This is a genomic window from Mycolicibacterium holsaticum DSM 44478 = JCM 12374, from assembly GCF_019645835.1.
In the GTDB taxonomy this organism is placed as follows: Bacteria; Actinomycetota; Actinomycetes; order Mycobacteriales; family Mycobacteriaceae; genus Mycobacterium; species Mycobacterium holsaticum.
Genome location: NZ_CP080998.1, coordinates 1,478,577 through 1,498,669 on the forward strand (window position 1 = coordinate 1,478,577; position 20,093 = coordinate 1,498,669).

17 protein-coding genes, 1 tRNA gene and 1 pseudogene are annotated in these 20,093 nt (G+C 68.1%); 12 read left to right on the top strand and 7 right to left on the bottom strand.

The window, feature by feature from the left end; translation table 11 throughout:
* The first annotated feature begins 6 nt into the window (after positions 1–6).
* From K3U96_RS07165 to K3U96_RS07175, 3 genes are read left to right on the top strand one after another with little or no spacing between them, the layout of a single operon-like run.
* Positions 7–1,155 carry a metallophosphoesterase family protein gene (locus tag K3U96_RS07165; protein WP_220692530.1) on the top strand — a complete coding sequence of 383 codons (1,149 nt, stop codon included), beginning with the start codon at positions 7–9 and terminating at the stop codon, positions 1,153–1,155.
* On the top strand, positions 1,152–3,824 hold the full coding sequence (locus K3U96_RS07170; RefSeq protein ID WP_220692531.1) for an AAA family ATPase: 2,673 nt from the start codon (positions 1,152–1,154) through the stop codon (positions 3,822–3,824). The genes K3U96_RS07165 and K3U96_RS07170 overlap by 4 nt, the downstream gene beginning before the upstream one ends.
* A gap of 58 nt (positions 3,825–3,882) precedes the next feature.
* Entirely contained in the window at positions 3,883–5,136 is a 1,254-nt protein-coding gene (locus K3U96_RS07175) for an alpha/beta hydrolase (RefSeq protein WP_220692532.1), read from the top strand.
* On the opposite strand, the gene K3U96_RS07180 is transcribed toward K3U96_RS07175, so the two are convergent.
* From K3U96_RS07180 to K3U96_RS07195, 4 genes are read right to left on the bottom strand one after another with little or no spacing between them, the layout of a single operon-like run.
* A complete protein-coding gene (locus K3U96_RS07180; RefSeq protein WP_069404841.1) occupies positions 5,126–6,793 on the bottom strand; it encodes an oligopeptide ABC transporter substrate-binding protein OppA in 1,668 nt (555 codons plus the stop codon). The genes K3U96_RS07175 and K3U96_RS07180 overlap by 11 nt on opposite strands.
* An 11-nt stretch (positions 6,794–6,804) precedes the next feature.
* Complete coding sequence (locus K3U96_RS07185; protein WP_220692533.1) at positions 6,805–8,682, bottom strand: oligopeptide ABC transporter ATP-binding protein OppD; 1,878 nt, start codon at positions 8,680–8,682, stop codon at positions 6,805–6,807.
* On the bottom strand, positions 8,679–9,590 hold the full coding sequence (locus tag K3U96_RS07190) for an oligopeptide ABC transporter permease OppC (RefSeq protein WP_069404839.1): 912 nt from the start codon (positions 9,588–9,590) through the stop codon (positions 8,679–8,681). Before K3U96_RS07190 ends, K3U96_RS07185 begins: the two co-directional genes overlap by 4 nt.
* Positions 9,587–10,564 (bottom strand): oligopeptide ABC transporter permease OppB, encoded by a 978-nt coding sequence (locus tag K3U96_RS07195; protein ID WP_220692534.1) that lies wholly within the window; start codon positions 10,562–10,564, stop codon positions 9,587–9,589. Before K3U96_RS07195 ends, K3U96_RS07190 begins: the two co-directional genes overlap by 4 nt.
* Positions 10,565–10,689: 125 nt before the next feature.
* On the opposite strand from K3U96_RS07195, the gene K3U96_RS07200 reads away from it, so the two are divergent.
* The 5 genes and pseudogenes from K3U96_RS07200 to K3U96_RS27135 form a co-directional block, all read left to right on the top strand.
* Positions 10,690–10,947 (top strand): hypothetical protein, encoded by a 258-nt coding sequence (locus K3U96_RS07200; RefSeq protein ID WP_220692535.1) that lies wholly within the window; start codon positions 10,690–10,692, stop codon positions 10,945–10,947.
* A gap of 130 nt (positions 10,948–11,077) precedes the next feature.
* Positions 11,078–11,782, top strand: coding sequence for a response regulator transcription factor (locus K3U96_RS07205; RefSeq protein ID WP_069404855.1), 705 nt, complete (start codon positions 11,078–11,080; stop codon positions 11,780–11,782).
* Entirely contained in the window at positions 11,760–13,331 is a 1,572-nt protein-coding gene (locus tag K3U96_RS07210) for a sensor histidine kinase (protein ID WP_220692536.1), read from the top strand. Before K3U96_RS07205 ends, K3U96_RS07210 begins: the two co-directional genes overlap by 23 nt.
* A gap of 44 nt (positions 13,332–13,375) precedes the next feature.
* Positions 13,376–13,867 (top strand): beta-class carbonic anhydrase, encoded by a 492-nt coding sequence (locus tag K3U96_RS07215; protein WP_220692537.1) that lies wholly within the window; start codon positions 13,376–13,378, stop codon positions 13,865–13,867.
* A gap of 80 nt (positions 13,868–13,947) precedes the next feature.
* Positions 13,948–14,454, top strand: a pseudogene (locus K3U96_RS27135) (ATP-binding protein); the annotation flags it as partial.
* Between the two features lie 105 nt (positions 14,455–14,559).
* Here K3U96_RS27135 and K3U96_RS07225 read toward each other — a convergent pair.
* Both K3U96_RS07225 and K3U96_RS07230 read right to left on the bottom strand, forming a co-directional pair.
* On the bottom strand, positions 14,560–15,300 hold the full coding sequence (locus tag K3U96_RS07225) for a hypothetical protein (RefSeq protein WP_220692538.1): 741 nt from the start codon (positions 15,298–15,300) through the stop codon (positions 14,560–14,562).
* A 76-nt stretch (positions 15,301–15,376) separates the two neighbouring features.
* Positions 15,377–15,453: transfer RNA gene (locus K3U96_RS07230), tRNA-Ala, on the bottom strand.
* A gap of 45 nt (positions 15,454–15,498) precedes the next feature.
* Between K3U96_RS07230 and K3U96_RS07235 the strand changes: the two genes are divergently transcribed.
* From K3U96_RS07235 to K3U96_RS07250, 4 genes are all read left to right on the top strand, one after another.
* On the top strand, positions 15,499–16,779 hold the full coding sequence (locus K3U96_RS07235; RefSeq protein ID WP_165614114.1) for a helix-turn-helix domain-containing protein: 1,281 nt from the start codon (positions 15,499–15,501) through the stop codon (positions 16,777–16,779).
* Between the two features lie 116 nt (positions 16,780–16,895).
* The gene (locus tag K3U96_RS07240) at positions 16,896–17,249 is read left to right on the top strand and encodes a cupin domain-containing protein (RefSeq protein WP_069404834.1); all 354 of its coding nucleotides are present in this window, start codon (positions 16,896–16,898) and stop codon (positions 17,247–17,249) included.
* A 69-nt stretch (positions 17,250–17,318) separates the two neighbouring features.
* Complete coding sequence (locus K3U96_RS07245) at positions 17,319–17,942, top strand: UbiX family flavin prenyltransferase (protein ID WP_220692539.1); 624 nt, start codon at positions 17,319–17,321, stop codon at positions 17,940–17,942.
* On the top strand, positions 17,939–19,537 hold the full coding sequence (locus tag K3U96_RS07250; RefSeq protein ID WP_220692540.1) for a UbiD family decarboxylase: 1,599 nt from the start codon (positions 17,939–17,941) through the stop codon (positions 19,535–19,537). The genes K3U96_RS07245 and K3U96_RS07250 overlap by 4 nt, the downstream gene beginning before the upstream one ends.
* A gap of 28 nt (positions 19,538–19,565) precedes the next feature.
* Here K3U96_RS07250 and K3U96_RS07255 read toward each other — a convergent pair whose 3' ends face one another.
* Positions 19,566–19,991 (bottom strand): PaaI family thioesterase, encoded by a 426-nt coding sequence (locus K3U96_RS07255; RefSeq protein ID WP_220692541.1) that lies wholly within the window; start codon positions 19,989–19,991, stop codon positions 19,566–19,568.
* Positions 19,992–20,093: the final 102 nt, after the last annotated feature.

Sequence of the window (20,093 nt, forward strand, 5' to 3'; positions counted from 1 at the left end):
GCCGAGATGCGTTTCGTGCACACCGCCGACTGGCAGCTCGGTATGACCCGTTACTTCCTCAACGGTGAGGCGCAGCCCCGGTATTCGGCCGCCCGTCGCGACGTGGTCGCCGGCCTCAAGCAGGTGGCCGCCGACACCGGTGCGGAGTTCGTGGTGGTCGCCGGCGACGTGTTCGAGCACAACCAACTCGCTCCCCGAGATGTCAGCCAGTCGTTGGAAGCCATGCGCGGCATCGGTATTCCGGTGTACCTGCTGCCGGGTAACCACGATCCGCTGGATGCGTCGTCGGTGTACACCAGCGCACTGTTCACCGCCGAGTGCCCGGACAACGTGACGGTTCTGGACCGCGCAGGCGTGCACGAGGTGCGGCCCGGTCTGCAGTTGGTGGCGGCGCCGTGGACGTCGAAGGCCCCGCTCAGCGATCCGGTCGCCGGGGTGCTCGCCGACCTGCCTGCCGACGGGGTGACCCGGATCGTCGTCGGCCACGGCGGAGTGGACATCTTCGTACCCGACAAGGACCGCCCGTCGCTGATCCGGCTGGCGGCGCTGGAGGATGCCGTCAACCGCGGTGCCGTGCATTATGTCGCGTTGGGCGACAAGCACTCTCGCATGCAGGTGGGCGCCACCGGGCGGATCTGGTATTCGGGGTCACCGGAGGTCACCAACTATGACGACATCGAACCCGATCCCGGGCACGTGCTGGTCGTCGAGGTGGACGAGGACGACCCCACGCACCCGGTCGAGGTGCAACCGCACAAGGTGGGTCGCTGGCGGTTCATGACGCTGCGCCGTTCGGTGGACAGCAACCGCGATGTGGCCGACCTCGACATCAACCTCGACTGCCTGCCCGACAAGGAACGCACGGTCGTGCGGGTGGCACTGAACGGATCGCTGACCGTGACCGACAAGGCCGCCCTCGACGCCTGCCTGGACAAGTACGCCCGGCTGTTCGCGGCGTTGACGCTGTGGGACAAGCAGTCCGACATCGCGGTGGTGCCTGCCGACGGGGAGTTCGATGACCTCGGCATCGGCGGCTTCGCTGCGGCAGCCGTCGATGAGTTGGTCACCACCGCACGTGCCGACGGTGATGCCGCCGACGACGCGCGTGCGGCGTTGGCGCTGCTGCTGCGGCTGGCCGATCGGGGGGTGGCATGAAGCTGCACCGGCTGGTGTTGACGAACTATCGCGGGATCACCCACCGCGAGATCGAATTTCCCGACCGGGGCGTCGTGGTGGTCAGCGGCGCCAACGAGGTTGGCAAGTCGTCGATGATCGAGGCGCTGGACCTGCTGCTGGAAGCCAAGGACCGGTCGGCCAAAAAGGAAGTCAAGCAGGTCAAGCCGACGCACGCCGACGTCGGCGCCGAGATCACGGCCGAAATATCCACTGGCCCTTACCGCTTCGAATACCGCAAACGGTTCCACAAGCGCTGCGAGACCGCGCTGACGGTGCTTGCTCCGCACCGCGAACAACTCACCGGCGACGAAGCCCACGACCGGGTCCGGGCCATGTTGGACGAGACCGTCGACACCGGCCTGTGGCAGGCGCACCGCGTGCTCCAGTCGACGTCCACCGCCGCCGTTGACCTGTCGGGCTGTGATGCGCTGTCACGGGCGCTGGACGTCGCGGCCGGTGAGGCGTTGCCGGACACCTCGGGGCCGGACACCTCGGGGCCGGACACCGCGGGGCCGGGGGCCACGGGTGCCGAGGCGCTGCTGATCGACCGCATCGAAACGGAGTACCTGCGCTACTTCACCCGCACCGGCAGGCCCACCGGGGAGTGGGCGGGGGTCACCGCCCGGCTGGCCGCCGCCGAGGAGGAGGTGGCGAGGTGCGCGGCTGCGGTCGCGCAGGTCGACGACGCGGTTCGACGCCACGCGGAGCTGACCGAACACCTGGACCGAACGGCGGTGGCCCGTGCGGAGGCCTCGAAGCGGCTCGCCGCGGCGCAGCAGGCCGCGGACACCGTCGCCGTGCTGACGCGCCAACTCAAGGAAGCCGAACTGGTGGCCGCGGCGGCCGACGCCGGGCACAAGGCCGCGGTCGCCGCGGTCACCGAACGGCGACGGCTGCGCGCCGATATCGACGAGCGCGCCACCGCCATCACCGCATTGCAGGCCTCGGTCACCGTGGCGGCCGATGAGCATGACACCGCCGCGCAGGTGGCGCAGGCCGCGGAGGAGGCCGCCGAGAAGGCCAGGGCCGCGGTGGAGACCACCCGGGCCCGGGTCGAAGCCGCGCGGCAGGCGGTGCAACAGCTCGCCGACCGCGAAGAATCCGAGCGGCTCGCGGCCCGGCTCGCCAGAATCGACGCGGCCCTCCGCGACCTCGAGCGGTTGCACACCGAGCTCGCGGAGATCACGTTGACCGACGCGCACATGAAGGTCATCGAGGCCGCCGAGGTTGCCGTGCAACGGGCCGCGGGTCAGGCCGAGCTGATGTCGGCGCGAGTGGAGCTCACGGCCCTCGATGACGTCGAGGTCCGCGTCGACGGTGAACCGGTCGGGCTGCGGGCCGGTGCGACATGGTCGTCGAGCCTCGGCGCGCCGACGGACATCGAGCTGCCGGGTGTCCTCACCGCCCGGGTGGTTCCCGGCGCGACGGCCACTGAGACCCGTGCGAAACTGGTTGCCGCTCAAGATGTTCTGGCCCAGGCGCTGGCCAAGGCCGGGGTCGACGACGTCGCTTCGGCGCGGCGGAGCCATCAGCGACACCGCGAGTTGACCGCCGAGTGCGACCGGTTGCGCGCCACCGCCGACGCGCTGACCGGCGACGACACCGTTGACGAGCTCAGGTCGCGGCTGGCCGAACTCGGCGAGCCCACCGAGCAGGGCGCGGGCGGACCCCGCGACCCCGCGCCGATCCGCGCCGAACTCGACGCCGCGTCGGCGGCCTATCAGCAGGCCATCGTGCAGTGCGAAACACACCGCAAGGTCGCCGAGGAAGCGGCCAAGCGGCTGGGGGAGCGCAAGGTGCGGGCCACGGCGTTGCGCGAGAAGCTCACCGCCATCGAGGCCGAAATCGAGGCGGCGCGTGCGCGATTGGCCGAGCAGCGGGCGGCAGCCGCTGATGACGAGTTGACGCTCAACGCCGAGACGCACGCCGATAAGGCACGCCGGGCGGAAGCGCTCGTCGCGGAGTTGGGTGACGAGTTGGTGGGCATGACCCCGGAGGCCGTCGCGACGGCGTTGCGCGATGCCGCGCAGCAGGCCGAGGAACTGGCGGCTCGCCACGACGAATCGGCCGAGGCGCTGCGGGAGGTGTCCACGCAGCTGAAGGTGTACGGCACCGAGGGCCGCAAAGGCCGACTCGATGAGGCCGAAACCGAGCGCGAGCACGCCCAGGCCGAATACGCGCGGGTGCGTCGCCGGGCACGTGCCGCCGAACTGCTGCGCTCGGTGATCACCCGCCATCGCGACGCCACCCGGCTTCGCTATGTCGAACCGTTCCGCACCGAGGTGGAGCGGTTGGGCCGCATCGTGTTCGGTGAGACCTTCGAGGTCGAGATCGACAGCGCGCTGCGGATCTGCAGCCGCACGTTGTCGGGTCGCACCGTCCCCTACGACTCGCTGTCCGGCGGCGCCAAGGAGCAGTTGGGCATCGTCGCGCGGCTGGCCAGTGCGGCGCTGGTGGCCAAGGAGGACACCGTTCCGGTGGTGATCGACGACGCACTGGGGTTCACCGACAGCGACCGGCTCGCCAAGATGGGCGCGGTGTTCAACGCGGTCGGCGGCGACGGTCAGGTGATCGTGCTGACCTGTAACGCGCAGCGCTACGCAAGCATCGACGGCGCCCGGCACATCGAGTTGGCCACGTCGGCGTAGCTCGTCACGCGGACCGTGACCAACCAGGCCCGATCCGCGGCGGGGCACAATGTTGGCAATGGCCATGAACGCCCGGCGCCGGCGCACCCACGACAAGCTCGCGGGGCTGCCGGGGGTGCGGCCGGTCCGCCGTCCGGTCCGGCCCGGCGCTGACGACCGGTTCGACCTCTACTACGTGCGTGCCGGGCGCAAGTCGACGCATCCGCTGCTGCTCATCCCCGGCGGCCCCGGCGCCGCGTCGGTGGCGCTGTACCGGGGGTTTCGCCGCCGCGCGGCGGCCGCGGGCCTGGACGTGATCATGGTCGAGCACCGCGGCGTCGGGCTCTCCCGCCACGACGACAGCGGCGCGGACCTGCCGCCCGAGGCCATCACGATCGAGCAGGTTGTCGATGACATCGCCGCGGTGCTCGACGACGCGGGCGTGGACAAGGCCGTCGTCTACGGCACCTCGTACGGAAGCTATGTGGCAGCTGGCGTCGGGGTGCGCCATCCCGGCCGGGTGCACGCGATGGTGCTGGACTCTCCGGTGCTGTCGGCAGGCGACATCCACGCCGTCCGGGATGCGACCCGACGGCTGCTGTGGGACGGCGCCGATCCCGAGACCGCGGACCTGGCGCCCAAGGTGCGCCTGCTCGTCGACGACGGCGTGTTGACGCCCGCCGCCACGAACCTGGCCACCGCCGTCTACGGGTTCGCCGGCCCCGACCTGCTGGGCCGCCAGTTGGACCTACTGCTCGCCGGCCGGCGGTGGCTGTGGTCCGTGATGGACAAGGCCAGCCGGTTCGTCGTGGACCGCAAGGCGCCGTACCGCAACGAACCGGACCTGGTCGGCCGAATCGCCTACCGCGAACTCAACTACGGCGCCACGCCGGACGGCCGACCGCTGGACCCCGCGGTCGCCTACCGCGAAAGCGCCTTGCAAGCAACGGAGTTCGTCGCAGAACCATACGACCTAGCCAGCGAAATGCCGAAGTTTCGCTGGCCGACGGTGGTGATCTCCGGTGGCCGCGACCTGATCACCCCGCCAGCGGTGGCCCGCCGGGTCGCGTCGCTGATACCGGATGCAGTGCTGGTCACCCTGGCCACCGCGGGCCACAGCATCGTGGATATCCGCGAACGCGCGGCGTTGGACATCCTCGACGCCCTCTACACGGGCAGGGCCCAGACATTGCCCGCCCGCTCGGCCACCTTGGACTCCCGGCCGTCGGGACTGGGGATCCGCGCGTTGCTGTGGGGCGTCGCCGCCGGCACCGCGCTGGAATCAGCGCTGCCCGTTGCCGTTCCGCAGATGGTGCACCGCGTTACTTCATGAAGCCGATCTCGGAGTAGTTCGCATCGGCCAGCCCGAACGCGCCGAAGTTGGCCAAGTTGCTTCGCACGGCGATGTTTCCGGTCGACTGCGTCAGCGGCAGGCTGAACACCTCGTCGAACAGCATCTTGTCCAACTCGTTGGCCAGCGTGCGGGCCTTGTCGGGATCCAGCTCCGAAACGGTCTGCTCGATCTTGGCGTCGATTTCCGGGCTGCTGATCCTGCCGAAGTTGCTCTCGGCGTTGGTGCGATAGATCTGGGTCAAGCTTGCCAGCGGGAACGCATCACCGCTCCAAGCGAATTGGGCGATGTCGAAGTTCCCGACGGTGACGAAATCGGTGAAGAAACCGGCGGCCGGCCGGACATCGAGGTCGAGTTTCACCCCGATCTGGGCGAGGTTGTTCTGCGCGATCTGCCCGTACTGCCGGGTGCCAAGCGAGTCGAAGAGCACATCGCGGATCACCAGTTGGCGACCGTCCTTTTCGCGGAACTGCCCGTTGAGCCGCCAGCCCAGCGCGTCGAGTTCTTGTCTGGCCTGTTCGGGGTCGAACGAGACGACGCCACTGTTGTCCTGATACCCCTCCTGGCCCGCGACGTAAATGTGGTTGTTCAGCGGCACGGGGTTGTCGGCCAACCCACGCATGGTCACCGCCGCGATCGTTTTGCGGTCGATGCCCTTGGCGACGGCCCGGCGCAGCGCCGGATCCTCCAGGATCTTGCCGGGCGCGCCGTTGAACGTGAAGTGGTACCAGGACAGGCCCGGTGCGCGACGAATGGCGATATCCGCGGTGCGCCTGGCGATCTCCATCTCGTCGAGCGTGGCCAGGCCGGTGGCGTCGATGGTGTTGTTCTGTAACGCGGGGATACGCGCGGCATCGTCGAGCACGAGGAACGTGATGCGGTCCAGCAGCGGTGGCTCACCCCACCATTTCGGGTTGCGTGTCAACGTGATTCGTTTGGCGCCGCGGTCGAGTTCGGAGATGACGAACGGGCCGGCCGACGGCCCTGGGCGCTCGAGCTGACCCTTGTTGAACGCCTCCGGGGTGGCCGTCGTGACCTTCGACGTCAGCACGGTGCTGCCGGCGAACATGCCCTTCCAGTCGGCCCACGGCTCGGCGAAGGTGATGACCGCCTGGCGGTCGTCGACGCCGCGCTCGACCGAGGCGACGCGGTCGCTGCCGTTGGTCGCTGCGATCGCGAACTGATCGTTCTTGCCGCTGGTGGCGTCGACCTGGGATTTGAGGTCTTCCCAGGTGATCGGCGTGCCGTCGCTCCACACCGCCTCGGGGTTGATGGTGTAGGTGACGACCTGCGGGTCGGTGCTGGTCAACTCGACGCTGGTGAAGTAGTCGGTGTCCACCGTTGCCGAACCGTCCGCCGCGATCCGGAACGCGCGTGGCATCGTCGGGCGCATCAGCGAGCCGACGTCACCGACGTTGCCGTCGATGTGCAGCGAGTTGAAGTTCGGCGGGAAGTCGTTGAGCGCCAACCGCAGATTTCCGCCCTCGCGCAGGTTTTCCCGCGGTTGCGGGTTGATGTCGTTGGTGGTGCCGACTTCTGCCGCGCCGCCTGCCGACGGGGCCTCCTCGTTGCCGCCGGAGCAGCCGGCCAGCACCAACGCGGTAGCCACAATTGCCGCAGCGAAGCCTCGGGTCTTCATGCCGATCGACTCTAGCCGCGATTGACCGCGGGCTGCGGCACCGCAGCCAGCAACCGGCGGGTGTAGTCGTGGCGGGGGTTGGTGAAGACCTGATCGCCGTCGCCCTGCTCGACGATGCTGCCCTTGTACATGACGGCGACCCGATGGGCGAGGTGTTTGACGACGGAAAGGTCGTGCGAGACGAACAGGTAGGACAGCCCGAAGCGGTCCTGCAGATCCAGCAGCAGGTTGATGATGCCGGCCTGGATCGAGACGTCCAGCGCCGACACCGGTTCATCGAGCGCGAGGATCTTCGGTTGCAGGGCCAGCGCACGGGCAATGCCGATGCGCTGCTTCTGCCCACCGGAGAATTCCGCCGGGTACCGCGCGGCGTCTTGAGCCTGCAACCCGACGATGTCCAGCAGTTCGCGAATCCGGGTCTCCGTGTGGGCCTTGTCGAAGCCGTTGGCCCGCAACGGCTCTGACAGCACATCGAACACCGGTAGTCGCGGATCCAGCGACGCGACCGGATCCTGGAACACCACCTGCAGGTCGCCACGCAGGGCCCGGCGGGCGCGGCGATCCAACGACGCGACGTCGGCGCCGAGCACCTCGATCGAACCCGACTGCGGCGGAGCCAGTTCGAGGATCTCGTGCAGGGTGGTCGACTTGCCCGATCCGGATTCGCCGACGATCCCCAGCGTGCGACCCCGTGGCAGCTCGAAGCTGACGCCGTCGACGGCGCGCACCTCGCCGACCTGCCTGCGGAACACCACGCCCTTGGTCAGCTTGTAGGTCTTGACCAGGTCCTGCACGCGCAGCACGACGGGCACATCCTCGGCAGGTTGCGCCGGGGGCGGCTCAGTGGATACCCCGTAGAGTTCGGCGGCGCTGCGACCGGCGACGTGTTCGGTACGGATGCACGCCGCCAGGTGAGCGGATTCCGGTGTCGCCGCCGGGGCGGCTCCGGGGGCGGCCGCCGGATTCACCGGGACAAGCTCCGGTTCGGCGGCGCTGCACGCCTCGATGGCCAGCGGGCAGCGCGGGGTGAACGGGCAGCCGGGCGGCAGCGCGGCCAGCGACGGCGGCGCCCCGGGAATGGGCACCAGCCGCGCGCCCTGCGCGGCGTCGAGCCGCGGCACCGAGCCGAGCAGCCCGACGGTGTAGGGCATCCGGCGGTTGCGGTACAGCTCTTCCACGGTGGCCACCTCGACGGCCCGGCCGGCGTACATCACCAGCGCGCGGTCGGCGAACTCGGCCACCACGCCGAGGTCGTGGGTGATGATCAGCACCCCGGCGCCGGTCACGTCGCGCGCGGTCTTGAGCACCTCGAGGACCTGCTGCTGCACGGTGACGTCCAGCGCGGTCGTCGGTTCGTCGCAGATCAACAGATCGGGGTTGTTGGCGATGGCGATCGCGATGACCACCCGCTGGCGCTCACCGCCGGACAGTTCATGGGGAAATGCGCGCGAGCGTTGTTCGGGCTGGGCGATGCCGACCAGGTCGAGCAACTCGACGGCGCGGGTTCCAGCCGCGCGGCGGGTGGTGCCGCGCTGGTGGATGGTGATCGCCTCGGCGATCTGGTCACCGACGGTGTAGACCGGCGTGAGGGCCGACATCGGATCCTGAAACACCGTGCCGATGGTCTTGCCGCGGATACCCGACATCCGCGCATCAGACAGCCCGATCAGCTCGTCGTCGTGCAGCCGGATCGACCCGGACACCTCGGCGTACTCGGGCAGCAGCCCGACGACGGCCATCGCGGTGGCCGACTTTCCGGCACCGGATTCACCGACCAGAGCCACCACCTCGCGCGGGTGGACGTCAAAGTTCATGCCGCGCACCGCGTTCACCGATGCGGTGTCGGTGGGAAAGGCGACGGTCAGGTCGCGGACCTGCAGCAGGCTCATTTGCGCCTGCCCCGTCGCAGCGGCTGCGCGCTGGGATCGAGTGCGTCGCGCAGCCCGTCGCCGACCAGGTTGGCGCACAGGATGATCAGCACCAGCACACCCGCGGGGAACAGGAACAGCCACGGGAAGGTCGTCGCCGACTTGGTGCCGTCGGCGATCAGCGTGCCCAGCGACACGTCGGGCGGCTGGATGCCGAATCCCAGGAAACTCAAACCGGTTTCGGCCAGCACGGCGACGCCGACGTTCAAGGCGGTGTCGATGATGATGATCGAGGCGACGTTCGGCAGGATGTGGCGAAGGATGATCCGCGGGTTGCTCACGCCCATATACCGCGCCGCGGCGACGAATTCGCGGTCGCGCAGGCTCATCGTCAAGCCCCGCACGATGCGTGAGCTGATCATCCAGCTGAACACGGCCAGCAGCACGATCATCCAGACGATGTCGCCCCTGGTGCGCTGCACGACGATCGTGATCAGCAGGAAGCTCGGCACCACCAGCATCAAGTCGACGACCCACATCAGGCTGCGGTCGCGCCAGCCGCCGAAGTAGCCGCTGATGGTGCCGACCGTCGCGGCGATGACCGTCGAGATGAACGCCACGCAGACACCGATGAGCATGGATTTCTGCATGCCACGAAGGGTCTGCGCCAGCAGATCCTGGCCCAGCGCGTTGGTGCCGAACCAGTGCTCGAGGCTCGGCGGCTGGCGCAGGGCGTAGTAGTCCAGCTCGTGGTAGCTGTGGGGGAGCAACGGCGGCAGCGCATAACAGCCGACGAACAGCAGCACGAGCAACACCAGCGACACCACCGCGACCTTGTTGCGCAGAAACCGGCGCCACACCAGGACGCGCCGCGACGCGAACTTGTGTGCGTCCACGCCGGACTTGGCGGTGGTCGACGAATCGGTCATCGCACCCGCACTCTCGGGTCGAGGGCGGCCAGGATGACGTCGGACAGCACCCCGGCCACCAGGACGATGATCCCGGCGAACACCGTGATGGCCACGGTGATGTTGGTGTCCTGGGTGTTGACGCCGTACACGAACCACTCACCGATGCCGTGCCAGCCGAAGATCATCTCGACGAACACCGCGCCGGTGAACAGTCCGGCGACGCTGTAGGCGAACAGCGTGGCCATCGGGATCAGCGCGGTGCGCAACCCGTGCTTGAACAACGCGCGCTGCCGGGTCAGCCCCTTGGCGCGGGCGGTGCGGATGAAATCCTGACCCAGCACGTCGAGCATTGCGTTGCGTTGATAGCGGCTGTAGCCCGCAATGGCGCTGAGCGCCAGCGTGACCGACGGCAACACCAGGTGCTGGAGCCGGTCCACAACCTGGTTCCAGGTGCCGACGATCGCGTTCGGTGACGTTTCGCCGATGTATTCGAACAGCTGAAATCCCAGCAGGCTGTTGACCCGCTCCGCGGAGAGCATCAGCAACGGCGCCAACACGAACGTCGGGGTACTGATCAGCAGAAACGACAGCAGCGTGATGAGCCGGTCGCTCATCTGGTACTGCCTGATCGCGCTCCACGCGCCGGCGACGACGCCGATCGCCGCGCCGAACACCGAGCCGATGACGACCAACCGCAGGCTCACCCCGATGCGGCGCCACAGTTCGTCGGTCACCGGTTGCCCACCGATGGTGGTCCCGAAGTCACCGCGGACCGCCCCGGACGCCCAGTGCACGTAGCGCACGGGTATCGGCTTGTCGAGGTTCAACTCGAGTCGCTTGTTCTCGATCACGGCCTGCGGCGGCCGCGGATTTCGCTGCAGCAGGTTCTCCAGCGGATTGAAGGCCACCGAGGCCAGCCCGAAGGTCAGAAACGATGCCAGGACCAGCAGGACGACGTAGTTCAGCAGCCGACGGGCCAGATACCGCGTCATGCAGCCGGTCCGTCGGTCAGCGCCATGACGCACAGGTTATGAGATGGGCGAGATGACGGCCGCTGCGACGCGGCGTTTGACCTGTGTCGGCTCGGGTTACCCGGAGCGGAGAGTGGAGGTGCAACGTGAGTGTGAAGCAGATCAAAGCGGTTTCCGCGGCGGTCGGGGCGGCAGCGTTGCTGAGTATGGGCGCGCTCACCGTGGCCGCAGAGCAGACCAGCGCTGCAGAGCCGTTGCCATTGCAGGCGCCGTCGACCACGCCGGAGATCACCATGGGTGAGACCAGCACGGATGCCGGCGCGCCGTCCTCGCCGGAGACCTCGGTCGCCACCCCGGAGATCACCACCCCGCCGTCCACGATCGGCCAGGAACCCGAGAGCTGATCCCACCCGTTCGGGGTTTCACAGGCAGCGCATAGGAAGCGCTCAGGCGCCCCCCATGCCCAGGGAAAATAATGGTGCGGTGCCAACTGCGGGTGGTTCGGTGAACAATCAGGATTCGTCGCGCGTGGTCATGCGCCGCGCCGACGGCAAGCCCATTCACGTCTTGGTGGTCGACGACGAACCCGTGCTGGCCGAACTGGTGTCGATGGCGCTGCGCTACGAGGGCTGGGAAATCGCAACCGCCGGCGACGGCGCGAGTGCGGTCGCTTCCGCCCGCCAGCACCCGCCAGATGTGGTGGTGCTCGACGTGATGCTGCCCGACATGAGCGGGCTGGACGTGCTGCACAAACTGCGCGAACAGATCCCCGGGTTACCCCTGCTGTTGCTGACCGCCAAGGATTCGGTCGAGGACCGCATCGCGGGTCTGACCGCAGGCGGTGACGACTACGTGACCAAGCCGTTCAGCCTCGAAGAGGTGGTGCTGCGGCTGCGGGCCCTGCTGCGCCGCACCGGGGTGGCCAGTGAGACCGGCGGCGCCAAGATCGTCGTCGGCGATCTGGTCCTCGACGAGGACAGCCACGAGGTCACCCGCGGCGGCGAGTTGATCTCGTTGACCGCCACCGAGTTCGAACTGCTGCGGTTTCTCATGCGCAACTCCAGGCGGGTGCTGTCCAAGGCGCAAATCCTCGACCGGGTGTGGAGCTATGACTTCGGTGGCCGGTCCAACATCGTCGAGCTGTACATCTCGTATCTGCGCAAGAAGATCGACAGCGGGCGCGAGCCGATGATCCACACCCTGCGCGGCGCCGGATATGTCCTCAAACCCGCCCGCTGAGGGACGGTTGACGCGGTTTCGTTCACCGCGGACATGGTCGCTGCGGTCGCGGCTGCTGGCCGCCCAGATCATGCTGCTGGCGTTGGTGTGCGCGGCGATCGGGGTGGGCACCATCGTTGCGCTGCAACACTTCCTGACCAGCCAGCTCGACGCGCAGCTGGGTGAAACCGGCCGTCGCTCGGCGGGCATTTTCCAGCTGGGCCCACCACCGCCGCCGGGATTTCCACCCCCACACGGCGTTCCGCGACGGATGATCTTCCGCGACGACGGCGGTCCTGGGCCCGCGTTCCTCAACGCGCCGGGGCAGGCCGCGCGCACCGTCGGTGCGGTGGTCTCGGCTGGTACGCCCGTCGACGCGGGCGTTGTCACCGCAGAGGGCGCACGCGCCCAAATCAGCGCGGCGGCAGCACAACAGCTGGCTCAGGTCACACCCGACGGCACGCCTGCGACCGTGGACCTCGACGGGCTCGGCCGCTACCGCGTGATCGCGATGCCCGCACATCGGCCCGCGGAGACGATCGTGACCGGGCTGCCCACCTCCGACGTCGACTCCACGCTGCTGCGGGTGACGTTGATCTTCAGCGTGGTCGGGGCCGCGGCCCTGATCGGCGGAACGACGGCGGGGTTCCTGATCATCCGGCACCAACTCGCCCCGCTGGCACGGGTTTCGGACGCGGCCAGGCAGGTCGCCGACCTCGAACTGGACCGCGGCGAAGTCCGGTTGCCGACGCCGATCGTCAAGGTCGACCCCGCCAGTGTGCACACCGAGATCGGCCAGTTGGGTTCGGCGCTGAACCGGATGCTGGACCGCATCGCGTCGGCCTTGTCGGTGCGGCATGCCAGCGAGACCCGGGTGCGGCAGTTCGTCGCCGACGCCAGCCACGAGTTGCGCACCCCGCTGGCCGCCATTCGCGGCTACACCGAACTCGCGCAACGCAAACGCGACGACGTGCCCGAAGACGTCGCCCACGCAATGAGCCGCGTCGAGTCCGAGGCCGATCGGATGACCCAACTCGTCGAGGACATGCTGCTGCTGGCGCGGCTGGACACCGGCCGACCACTGCAGCGCGAACCGGTGGACCTGTCGCGTCTGATCGCCGACACGGTCAGCGATGCGCACGTCGCCGGCCCGGCGCACCGGTGGTTGCTGGACCTTCCCGAGGAACCGGTCGTCATCGTCGGCGACGAGGCGCGGCTGCATCAGGTGCTCGCCAACCTGCTGGTCAACGCCCGGGTGCATACCCCGGCGGGCACCTCGGTCACCACGTCGCTGACCGTCGCAGACGGTGCGGCGGTGGTGACGGTTGCCGACGACGGCCCGGGCATCCCCGACTGGCTGCAACCGGAGATCTTCGAGCGGTTCGCCCGCGGGGACTCGTCGCGATCCCGGCGCGGCGGCAGCACCGGCCTCGGGTTGGCGATCGTCGCGGCCGTCGTCAAGGCGCACGCGGGCAGCATCGCGGTGCAGAGCGTTCCAGGCGATACGCGGTTCGAGGTGCGGTTGCCCCAGCAGCCACCGTCAGCCCCAGCCCGATTTCAATCTTCTTGATCTTGTTGCGGTGCAATGCGCGGCTAGTTGGTTATGGTCGATGAATGTCCGTGACCGATGACTACCTGAAGAACAACGAGGAATACGCGAAGACGTTCTCCGGCCCGCTGCCGATGCCGCCCAGCAAACACGTGGCGATCGTGGCGTGTATGGATGCGCGCCTCAACATCTACGGGATGCTCGGTATCGGCGACGGCGAGGCGCACATCATCCGCAACGCCGGCGGTGTGATCACCGACGACGAGATCCGGTCCTTGGCGATCAGCCAGCGGCTGCTCGGGACCAGGGAGATCGTCCTGATCCACCACACCGACTGCGGAATGCTGACCTTCACCGACGACGAGTTCAAGCGGGCGATCCAGGAGGAAACCGGGATCAAACCCGGGTGGGCGCCCGAATCATTCCCCGACCCCGCCGAGGACGTGCGTCAGTCCCTGCGCCGGATCGAGGCCAGCCCGTTCGTCGTCCTGCACGAATCGCTGCGCGGTTTCGTCTTCGACGTCGCGACCGGCAAGCTCAACGAGGTCACCCTCTAGCCCACCCGCGTCGGGCGTGCCGTGCGCGTATCTGCCCGAGGTTCGTGCGCGAACCCCCGTTTTCGTCAAAGCTATTGGCTATGGGCGGCGACGGGTCTCGCCCCAGTGGGGTACGGTCGCAGGCCGACGACGGGCTGATCGGCCGGCGCGCCGAATGCGAGGTGCTGGACCAGCTTCTGGCCACTGTCCGCGCCGGAACCAGCCAGGTGCTGATCATCCACGGTCAGCCGGGCGTCGGTAAGTCGGCGCTGCTGGACTACGTCGCGCGCCGATCCGGCGACTGCCGCCTCATCCGTGCCGCCGGTGTCGAGTCCGAGATGGAGCTTGCCTACTCGGCGCTGCACCAGCTGTGCGCGCCGATGCTGGATCGGTTGGACGATCTGCCGTCGCCGCAACGCGACGCATTGAGCACCGCCCTCGGCCTACGCGCCGGACCGGCGCCGGACCGGCTGCTGATCGGTCTGGCGGTCTTGAGCCTGCTGTCCGACGCCGCCGAAACGCGTCCGCTGATGTGTCTGGTCGACGACCTGCAATGGCTTGACAGCGCCTCGGCGCAAACGCTGGCCTTCGTGGCGCGCCGACTCGCGGCCGACCCCGTCGGGTTGGTCGCGGCCACGCGCGTCCCCGATCCCGACATCGGGCGTCTGCCGACACTAAAGGTCCGTAACCTCGCCCGGGTCGACGCGCGGACGTTACTGGACACCGTGCTGACCGCTCCGATCGACGAGCGGGTGCGTGCGCGGGCGGTCGCAGAAACGCGCGGTAACCCGCTGGCACTGCTGGAGTTGCCCCGCAGCGTCGACGGGCAGGACCTGGCGGGCGGGTTCGCACTTCCCGGCGCGGCGCGGATTTCGGAGGCGATGGAAGACAGTTACCGCCGCGAAGTCGAGGCCTTTCCGGCGCAGACGCGTCAGCTGCTGTTGCTTGCAGCCGCCGAGCCGCTCGGCGACGCGGGACTGCTGTGGCGCGCCGCGGAAATTCTGGGCATCGGCGCCGACGCGGCGATCCCAGCCGTTGACGCCGGTTTGATCGAGTTCGGCACACAGGTGCGTTTCCGTCATCCGTTGATCCGATCGGTTGCCTACCGGTCCGCGCGGCTGCCCGACAAACAGGAGGTGCACAAGGCGCTGGCCGCGGTCACCGACTCCGAACGCGATCCCGACCGGCGCGCATGGCACCGGGCATATGCCGCACCCGGACCCGACGACGAGGTGGCCGCCGAGTTGGAACGCGCTGCCGAGCGCGCCCGATCGCGCGGTGGCGTGGTCGCCGCCGCCGCGTTCCTCGAGCGGGCAACAACGTTGACACTCGATCCGGCTCAGCGCGCCCGACGGGCGTTGGGTGCCGCGTCGGCGAAGGTCGAGGCCGGCGCGTTCGATGCGGCCACGGAGTTGTTGGCCACGGCCGAACGCGGTCCGCTCGATGAGCTTCAACGCGCCCGCGCGGATCTGGTTCGGGCCCAGCTCGCCTTCGCCACCAGTCGCGGCGGTGACGCCCCGCTGCTTCTCCTGACCGCGGCCAGGAAATTCGAACCCGTAGACCCCGGCCTTGCCAGGGCCGCGTACCTGGACGCGATCTCCGCGGCCGCGTTCGCGGGCCGTCTGGCGAGTCCGGGCGGTGACGTGGTCGAGGTGGCGCGGGCGGCGACCACATCCCGCTCACCGGAGCACAGCCCGGGATCCGCCGACCTCCTCCTCGACGGGCTGGCGGCGAACTTCGTCGACGGATATCCCGCGGCCGTGCCCTACCTGCGCGACGCGATCGAGATCTTCGGCGACGGTATGTCCGGCGCCGAAGAACTGCGCTGGATGTGGTTGATCAACGAGGCAGCGCTGCATCTGTGGGACGACCGACGCTGGGCCACGCTGTCGGAACGGTTTCTCTTCCTCGCCCGCTCGGCCGGTGCCATGAACCAGCTGCCGCTGGCGTTGAGCACCCGCGCCATGCTGCTTCTGTTCACCGGAGACCTCGCCGGCGCAGGGACGTTCATCGACGAGCAACGCATTCTGACCGAGGCGACCGGAAGCAGCCTCGCTCCCTACACCGCGATGACGCACGCCGCGCTGCGCGGCTGGCGTGCCGAGACACTGATGCTCGTCGACAAGACCGCCGTCGAAGCATCCCGGCGAGGAGAGGGGATTTCGATAGCGGTCGCCGAGTGGACCGCAGCCCTGCTGCACAACGGTTTTGGCGACTATCCGGAGGCGATGGCCGCAGCGGAGCGCGCCCTTGACCACCAGGAGTATCCCGATCGTCACTACCCGGGTGTAGCCAATTGGGCCGCCGCCGAGCTCATCGAAGCGGCGACACGCGCCGGGAGGACCGACAAGGCGACCGAAGCGATGCAGTGGATCGCGCGGATGACGGCCGCCTCGGGAACCGACTGGGCGCTCGGGGTTCAGATGCGCTCGCGTGCACTGCTTGCCGACGACGATGCCGCCGACGCGCTTTACCTCGAATCGGTCAATCACCTTCGGCGCAGCCGCGTTCGCACCGAACTCGGGCGATCCCATCTGCTTTACGGGGAATGGCTGCGACGTCAACGCCGGCGCACCGACGCGCGCACGCACTTGCGCATCGCCTATGACCTGTTCGACACCATCGGGATGCACGCGTTCGCCGACCGGGCCCGACGCGAGCTACAGGCCACCGGCGTAACGGCCCGTAAACACGCGACCGCCGCCGGCGGCCAACAGCTGACCCCGCAGGAAGCCCAGGTGGCTCGGCTGGCGTCTGAGGGGCTGTCCAACCGGGAAATCGGTGCCAGGCTGTTCATCAGTGCCCGCACGGTTCAGTACCACCTGCGCAAGGTGTTCACGAAGCTCGGCATCACCTCACGCAATCAACTGCACCGCACTCTTCCCGCCGCCCTCGCCGCCGGCGGCGTCTCTTCGGCTTCGTCGCCGTCGTAGCCGCACGGTGGTCACGACTGGCCACTTGGCGGATGCGAAGGTGCCTGCGCGCCAGCGAGGCTGGTTCAAAAGCGCCCTATGAGCGCGGGATAGCGGGACGTTCGAGGAGGTTCACAATGAGTGCGATGGTGTATCAGCTCGAGGACATCGACTGGCATCAGACGGACCTGGGCCGAAACTTCTGGGTCAGCGATGACCTGGTGGGCAGTGACTATTCCGCGTTGTTCAGCGCCCAGCTGACGAAGTTCGGACCGGGCGGCGGCTCTGCGCTGCACCACCACGAATACAACCACGCGTTCTACTTCCTGGCCGGCACCGCACGCATCGTGCTCGGGGCAACCGCGCGGCACACCAAGCCCGGCGCCTTCGTCAAGATCCCCGCCTACCTCGAACACAGCGTCACCAACACCGGCCCCGATGACCTGATCTTCCTCGTCATCTACGACCCGCCGCACGTGGCGACCGACTGAGATGACCGGGAAGTTTTGGGCACGACCCGGCCCCGATGCGGCCGCGGCTGAGCGCGACGGTGCCCTCTGATGCGTCTGGTGATCGCGATGACCGGGGCGACGGGCGCACCGCTTGGCATCCGCCTGCTGGAAGCGCTCCGCGAGCTGGAGGTGGAAACGCATCTCATCCTCAGTGACTGGGCGCGGGCGACGATAAAACTCGAGTCGGACCGCAGCGTCGAAGAGGTCCGCGCGCTGGCCACGCGGACATACAGCGCCCGAGATCTGGCCGCGAGCATATCGAGTGGCTCGTTCCCGACCGACGGCATGATCATCTGTCCCTGCAGCATGAAGACGCTGAGCGCGATCCGAATCGGCCACAGCGACAACTTGATCACCCGCGCGGCGGATGTGACGCTCAAGGAACGGCGAACGCTCGTCCTGGTCGCGCGCGAGGCCCCGTTGAGCGAGATTCACCTGGACAACCTGCATTATCTGGCGCGCGCGGGGGTGGTGATCTTCCCGCCCGTGGTCGGGTATTACGCGCGGCCCGTTTCGGTCGAAGAGGTGACGACCAACATCGCCGGTCGGGTCCTCGATCAACTGGGCATCAGCCACTCACTGATCAAGCGGTGGCGTGAGGACCCGGATTCCTTCCGGCAGAACGGCTTCCAGCTCGCCAGCGGCAACACCAACTCGAGGAGACAGCGATGAACTTTGGAACGGACGTCGCCGACGATACGCGCCAGCGCCGACAGGCCGACGCGCTGACAGGGCCGGATCAACGGACCTGGATCGCCGCCCTGGAGGCCGCGAACCAGTTGTGCCGGGTCACCGCACCGGTGGACTGGGACGAGGAGATCGGTGCCATCACCCGCGCCAACCTGAGTCTGGGCGGCCCGGCGCTTCTGTTCGAGAACATCATCGGCCACGAAAATACCTGGTGCACAAAGCTGCTCACCTCAGCGATCGGCAACCGGGATCAGGTCCGCTTGCTGCTGGGGCTGGGAGAGGGCACCGACGACTCGGGCATCGTGCGCCACCTGCGAGAAACCTTCAAGAAGCCGATGCCCCCGCGCATCGTCGACACCGGGCCGGTGAAGGAAAACGTCGTTGAGGGTGCAGACATCGACCTCTTTCAGTTTCCGGCGCCCAAGTGGCATGCCGTCGACGGCGGCCGCTACATCGACACCTTTTGCGGGGTAGTAACCGAGGACCGGGTGACCGGACGCGACAACGTCGGTTGTTACCGAGGCCAGATCGTGGCTCGTGACAAGATCGCCAAACTGTTGGTGCCCAGCCAGGGCTGGGGCGGGCACATGCAGGAGTACCAGCCCGAGCCGATGCCTGTGGCCGTCGTGTACGGATGGCACGACGTGCTCGGGTTCTGCGCCGGCAGCCCGTTTCCCAAGGACATCTGCGAATGGGACATGATGGGCGCGCTGCTCGGGCGACCGGTTGAGCTCGTCGCCTGCGAGACGGTTCCGTTGCACGTGCCCGCCAGCGCGGAGATCGTCGTCGAAGGTTTCATCGATCCCGATCCCGCCACCTACGTGATGGAAGGTCCGTTCGGGGAGTATCCGGGTTATCTCGGCGGCGCCGCGCCGGCGCCCGTCCTGCAGGTCACCCGCATCACCCACCGCAACGATCCTGTGCTGCGCGGGACACTGGAGGGAATCCGGCCCGGATGCCTCAACGAAGACAGCATCACCAACTTCGCGCGCTCGGCCATCACCTGGAATGCGTTGGAAGAGTCCGGGATCGGAGGCATCACCGACCTGTGGATGACCGAGGTGACCAACGGGCAGACCACCGTCGTGCAGATTCACAAGATGTATCGCGGACACGCCCAACAGGTCGCTGCCGCCTTGTGGGGGTCGGCCGGCTCGGTGTGGTTTCACAAGAACGTTGTCGTCGTCGAGGAGGATGTCGACATACATGACCCGGCCGCGTTGGACTGGGCGATGTCGTACCGGGTCAACGCCGGTCTCGGCGATATCGCGTTCTACGGCCCGACGATGGGTTCCTCGTTGGACCCGTCCACCCCGCCGGAGAAGAACGACAGCACCAAGTACGGCGCGGGTGAATGGACCCGAGTGCTCGTCGACGCCACCCGTAGTTGGGAATTCGAACCGCGGGAGGACTGGGGTGGCCGTCACTATCCGCCGGTCGACCGGATCTCGCCTGAATTGGAAGCGCGAATCGCCGCCCGCTGGGCCGAATACGGCATCGGCATTGCCTACCTCGACGCCGACCAACGCGAAAATCTGACCCTGGCGGAACTCAGCAAACGGTTCCCAGGGGTGTAGCCGGGCCGTCGCTCTCGACTGGCGGGGGTCATCCGACCTTGTAGGTCGCGATGGCCTTCGCCACTGCGACGCCCTCGGCGGTGACGACGTCGACGTCGCAGTTGACCAAGGTCCGTCCGCGGTGCAGTGCGCGTCCGATCGCGATCAGATCGGTTGCCCGTGCCGGTGCCAGGAAGTGCACCGACATCGAGGTGGTTACGCCGCGCAGTGCAGCGGGCACGTCGGCCTGCGCCCACGCCGCCGCCATCACCGCGACATCGGCCAGCGCACAGATCGCGCCGCCGTGGACCATGTCGCCGACGGTGACGTTCGACGGGTCCCACGGCAGTCGCAGCCGCACCTCCTCGGCGTCGAGCACCTCGGCCACGATGCCGAGTTTGGTGACGAACGGGGACTGGGGGATGAACCGCGCCATGACCTCCGCACCCGTGTGCGGCGGCGTAGTGGTGGTCATGGCTCGAGTATCGGCGGAAACCGCGCCGGCTCAATTACCTCGGAGGTAAGCGCAACCGCGGCAACCCGACATACCCCACGTTGACACCGCCGACGGCCCAGG

Coding starts and splice junctions, on each gene's coding strand:
- K3U96_RS07190 (WP_069404839.1), bottom strand. CDS start 9,590: ATGACCGATTCGTCGACCACCGCCAAGTCCGGCGTGGACGCACACAAG.
- K3U96_RS07175 (WP_220692532.1), top strand. CDS start 3,883: ATGGCCATGAACGCCCGGCGCCGGCGCACCCACGACAAGCTCGCGGGG.
- K3U96_RS07185 (WP_220692533.1), bottom strand. CDS start 8,682: ATGAGCCTGCTGCAGGTCCGCGACCTGACCGTCGCCTTTCCCACCGAC.
- K3U96_RS07205 (WP_069404855.1), top strand. CDS start 11,078: ATGCGCCGCGCCGACGGCAAGCCCATTCACGTCTTGGTGGTCGACGAC.
- K3U96_RS07250 (WP_220692540.1), top strand. CDS start 17,939: ATGAACTTTGGAACGGACGTCGCCGACGATACGCGCCAGCGCCGACAG.
- K3U96_RS07255 (WP_220692541.1), bottom strand. CDS start 19,991: ATGACCACCACTACGCCGCCGCACACGGGTGCGGAGGTCATGGCGCGG.
- K3U96_RS07210 (WP_220692536.1), top strand. CDS start 11,760: ATGTCCTCAAACCCGCCCGCTGAGGGACGGTTGACGCGGTTTCGTTCA.
- K3U96_RS07165 (WP_220692530.1), top strand. CDS start 7: ATGCGTTTCGTGCACACCGCCGACTGGCAGCTCGGTATGACCCGTTAC.
- K3U96_RS07170 (WP_220692531.1), top strand. CDS start 1,152: ATGAAGCTGCACCGGCTGGTGTTGACGAACTATCGCGGGATCACCCAC.
- K3U96_RS07240 (WP_069404834.1), top strand. CDS start 16,896: ATGAGTGCGATGGTGTATCAGCTCGAGGACATCGACTGGCATCAGACG.
- K3U96_RS07195 (WP_220692534.1), bottom strand. CDS start 10,564: ATGACGCGGTATCTGGCCCGTCGGCTGCTGAACTACGTCGTCCTGCTG.
- K3U96_RS07180 (WP_069404841.1), bottom strand. CDS start 6,793: ATGAAGACCCGAGGCTTCGCTGCGGCAATTGTGGCTACCGCGTTGGTG.
- K3U96_RS07215 (WP_220692537.1), top strand. CDS start 13,376: ATGTCCGTGACCGATGACTACCTGAAGAACAACGAGGAATACGCGAAG.
- K3U96_RS07245 (WP_220692539.1), top strand. CDS start 17,319: ATGCGTCTGGTGATCGCGATGACCGGGGCGACGGGCGCACCGCTTGGC.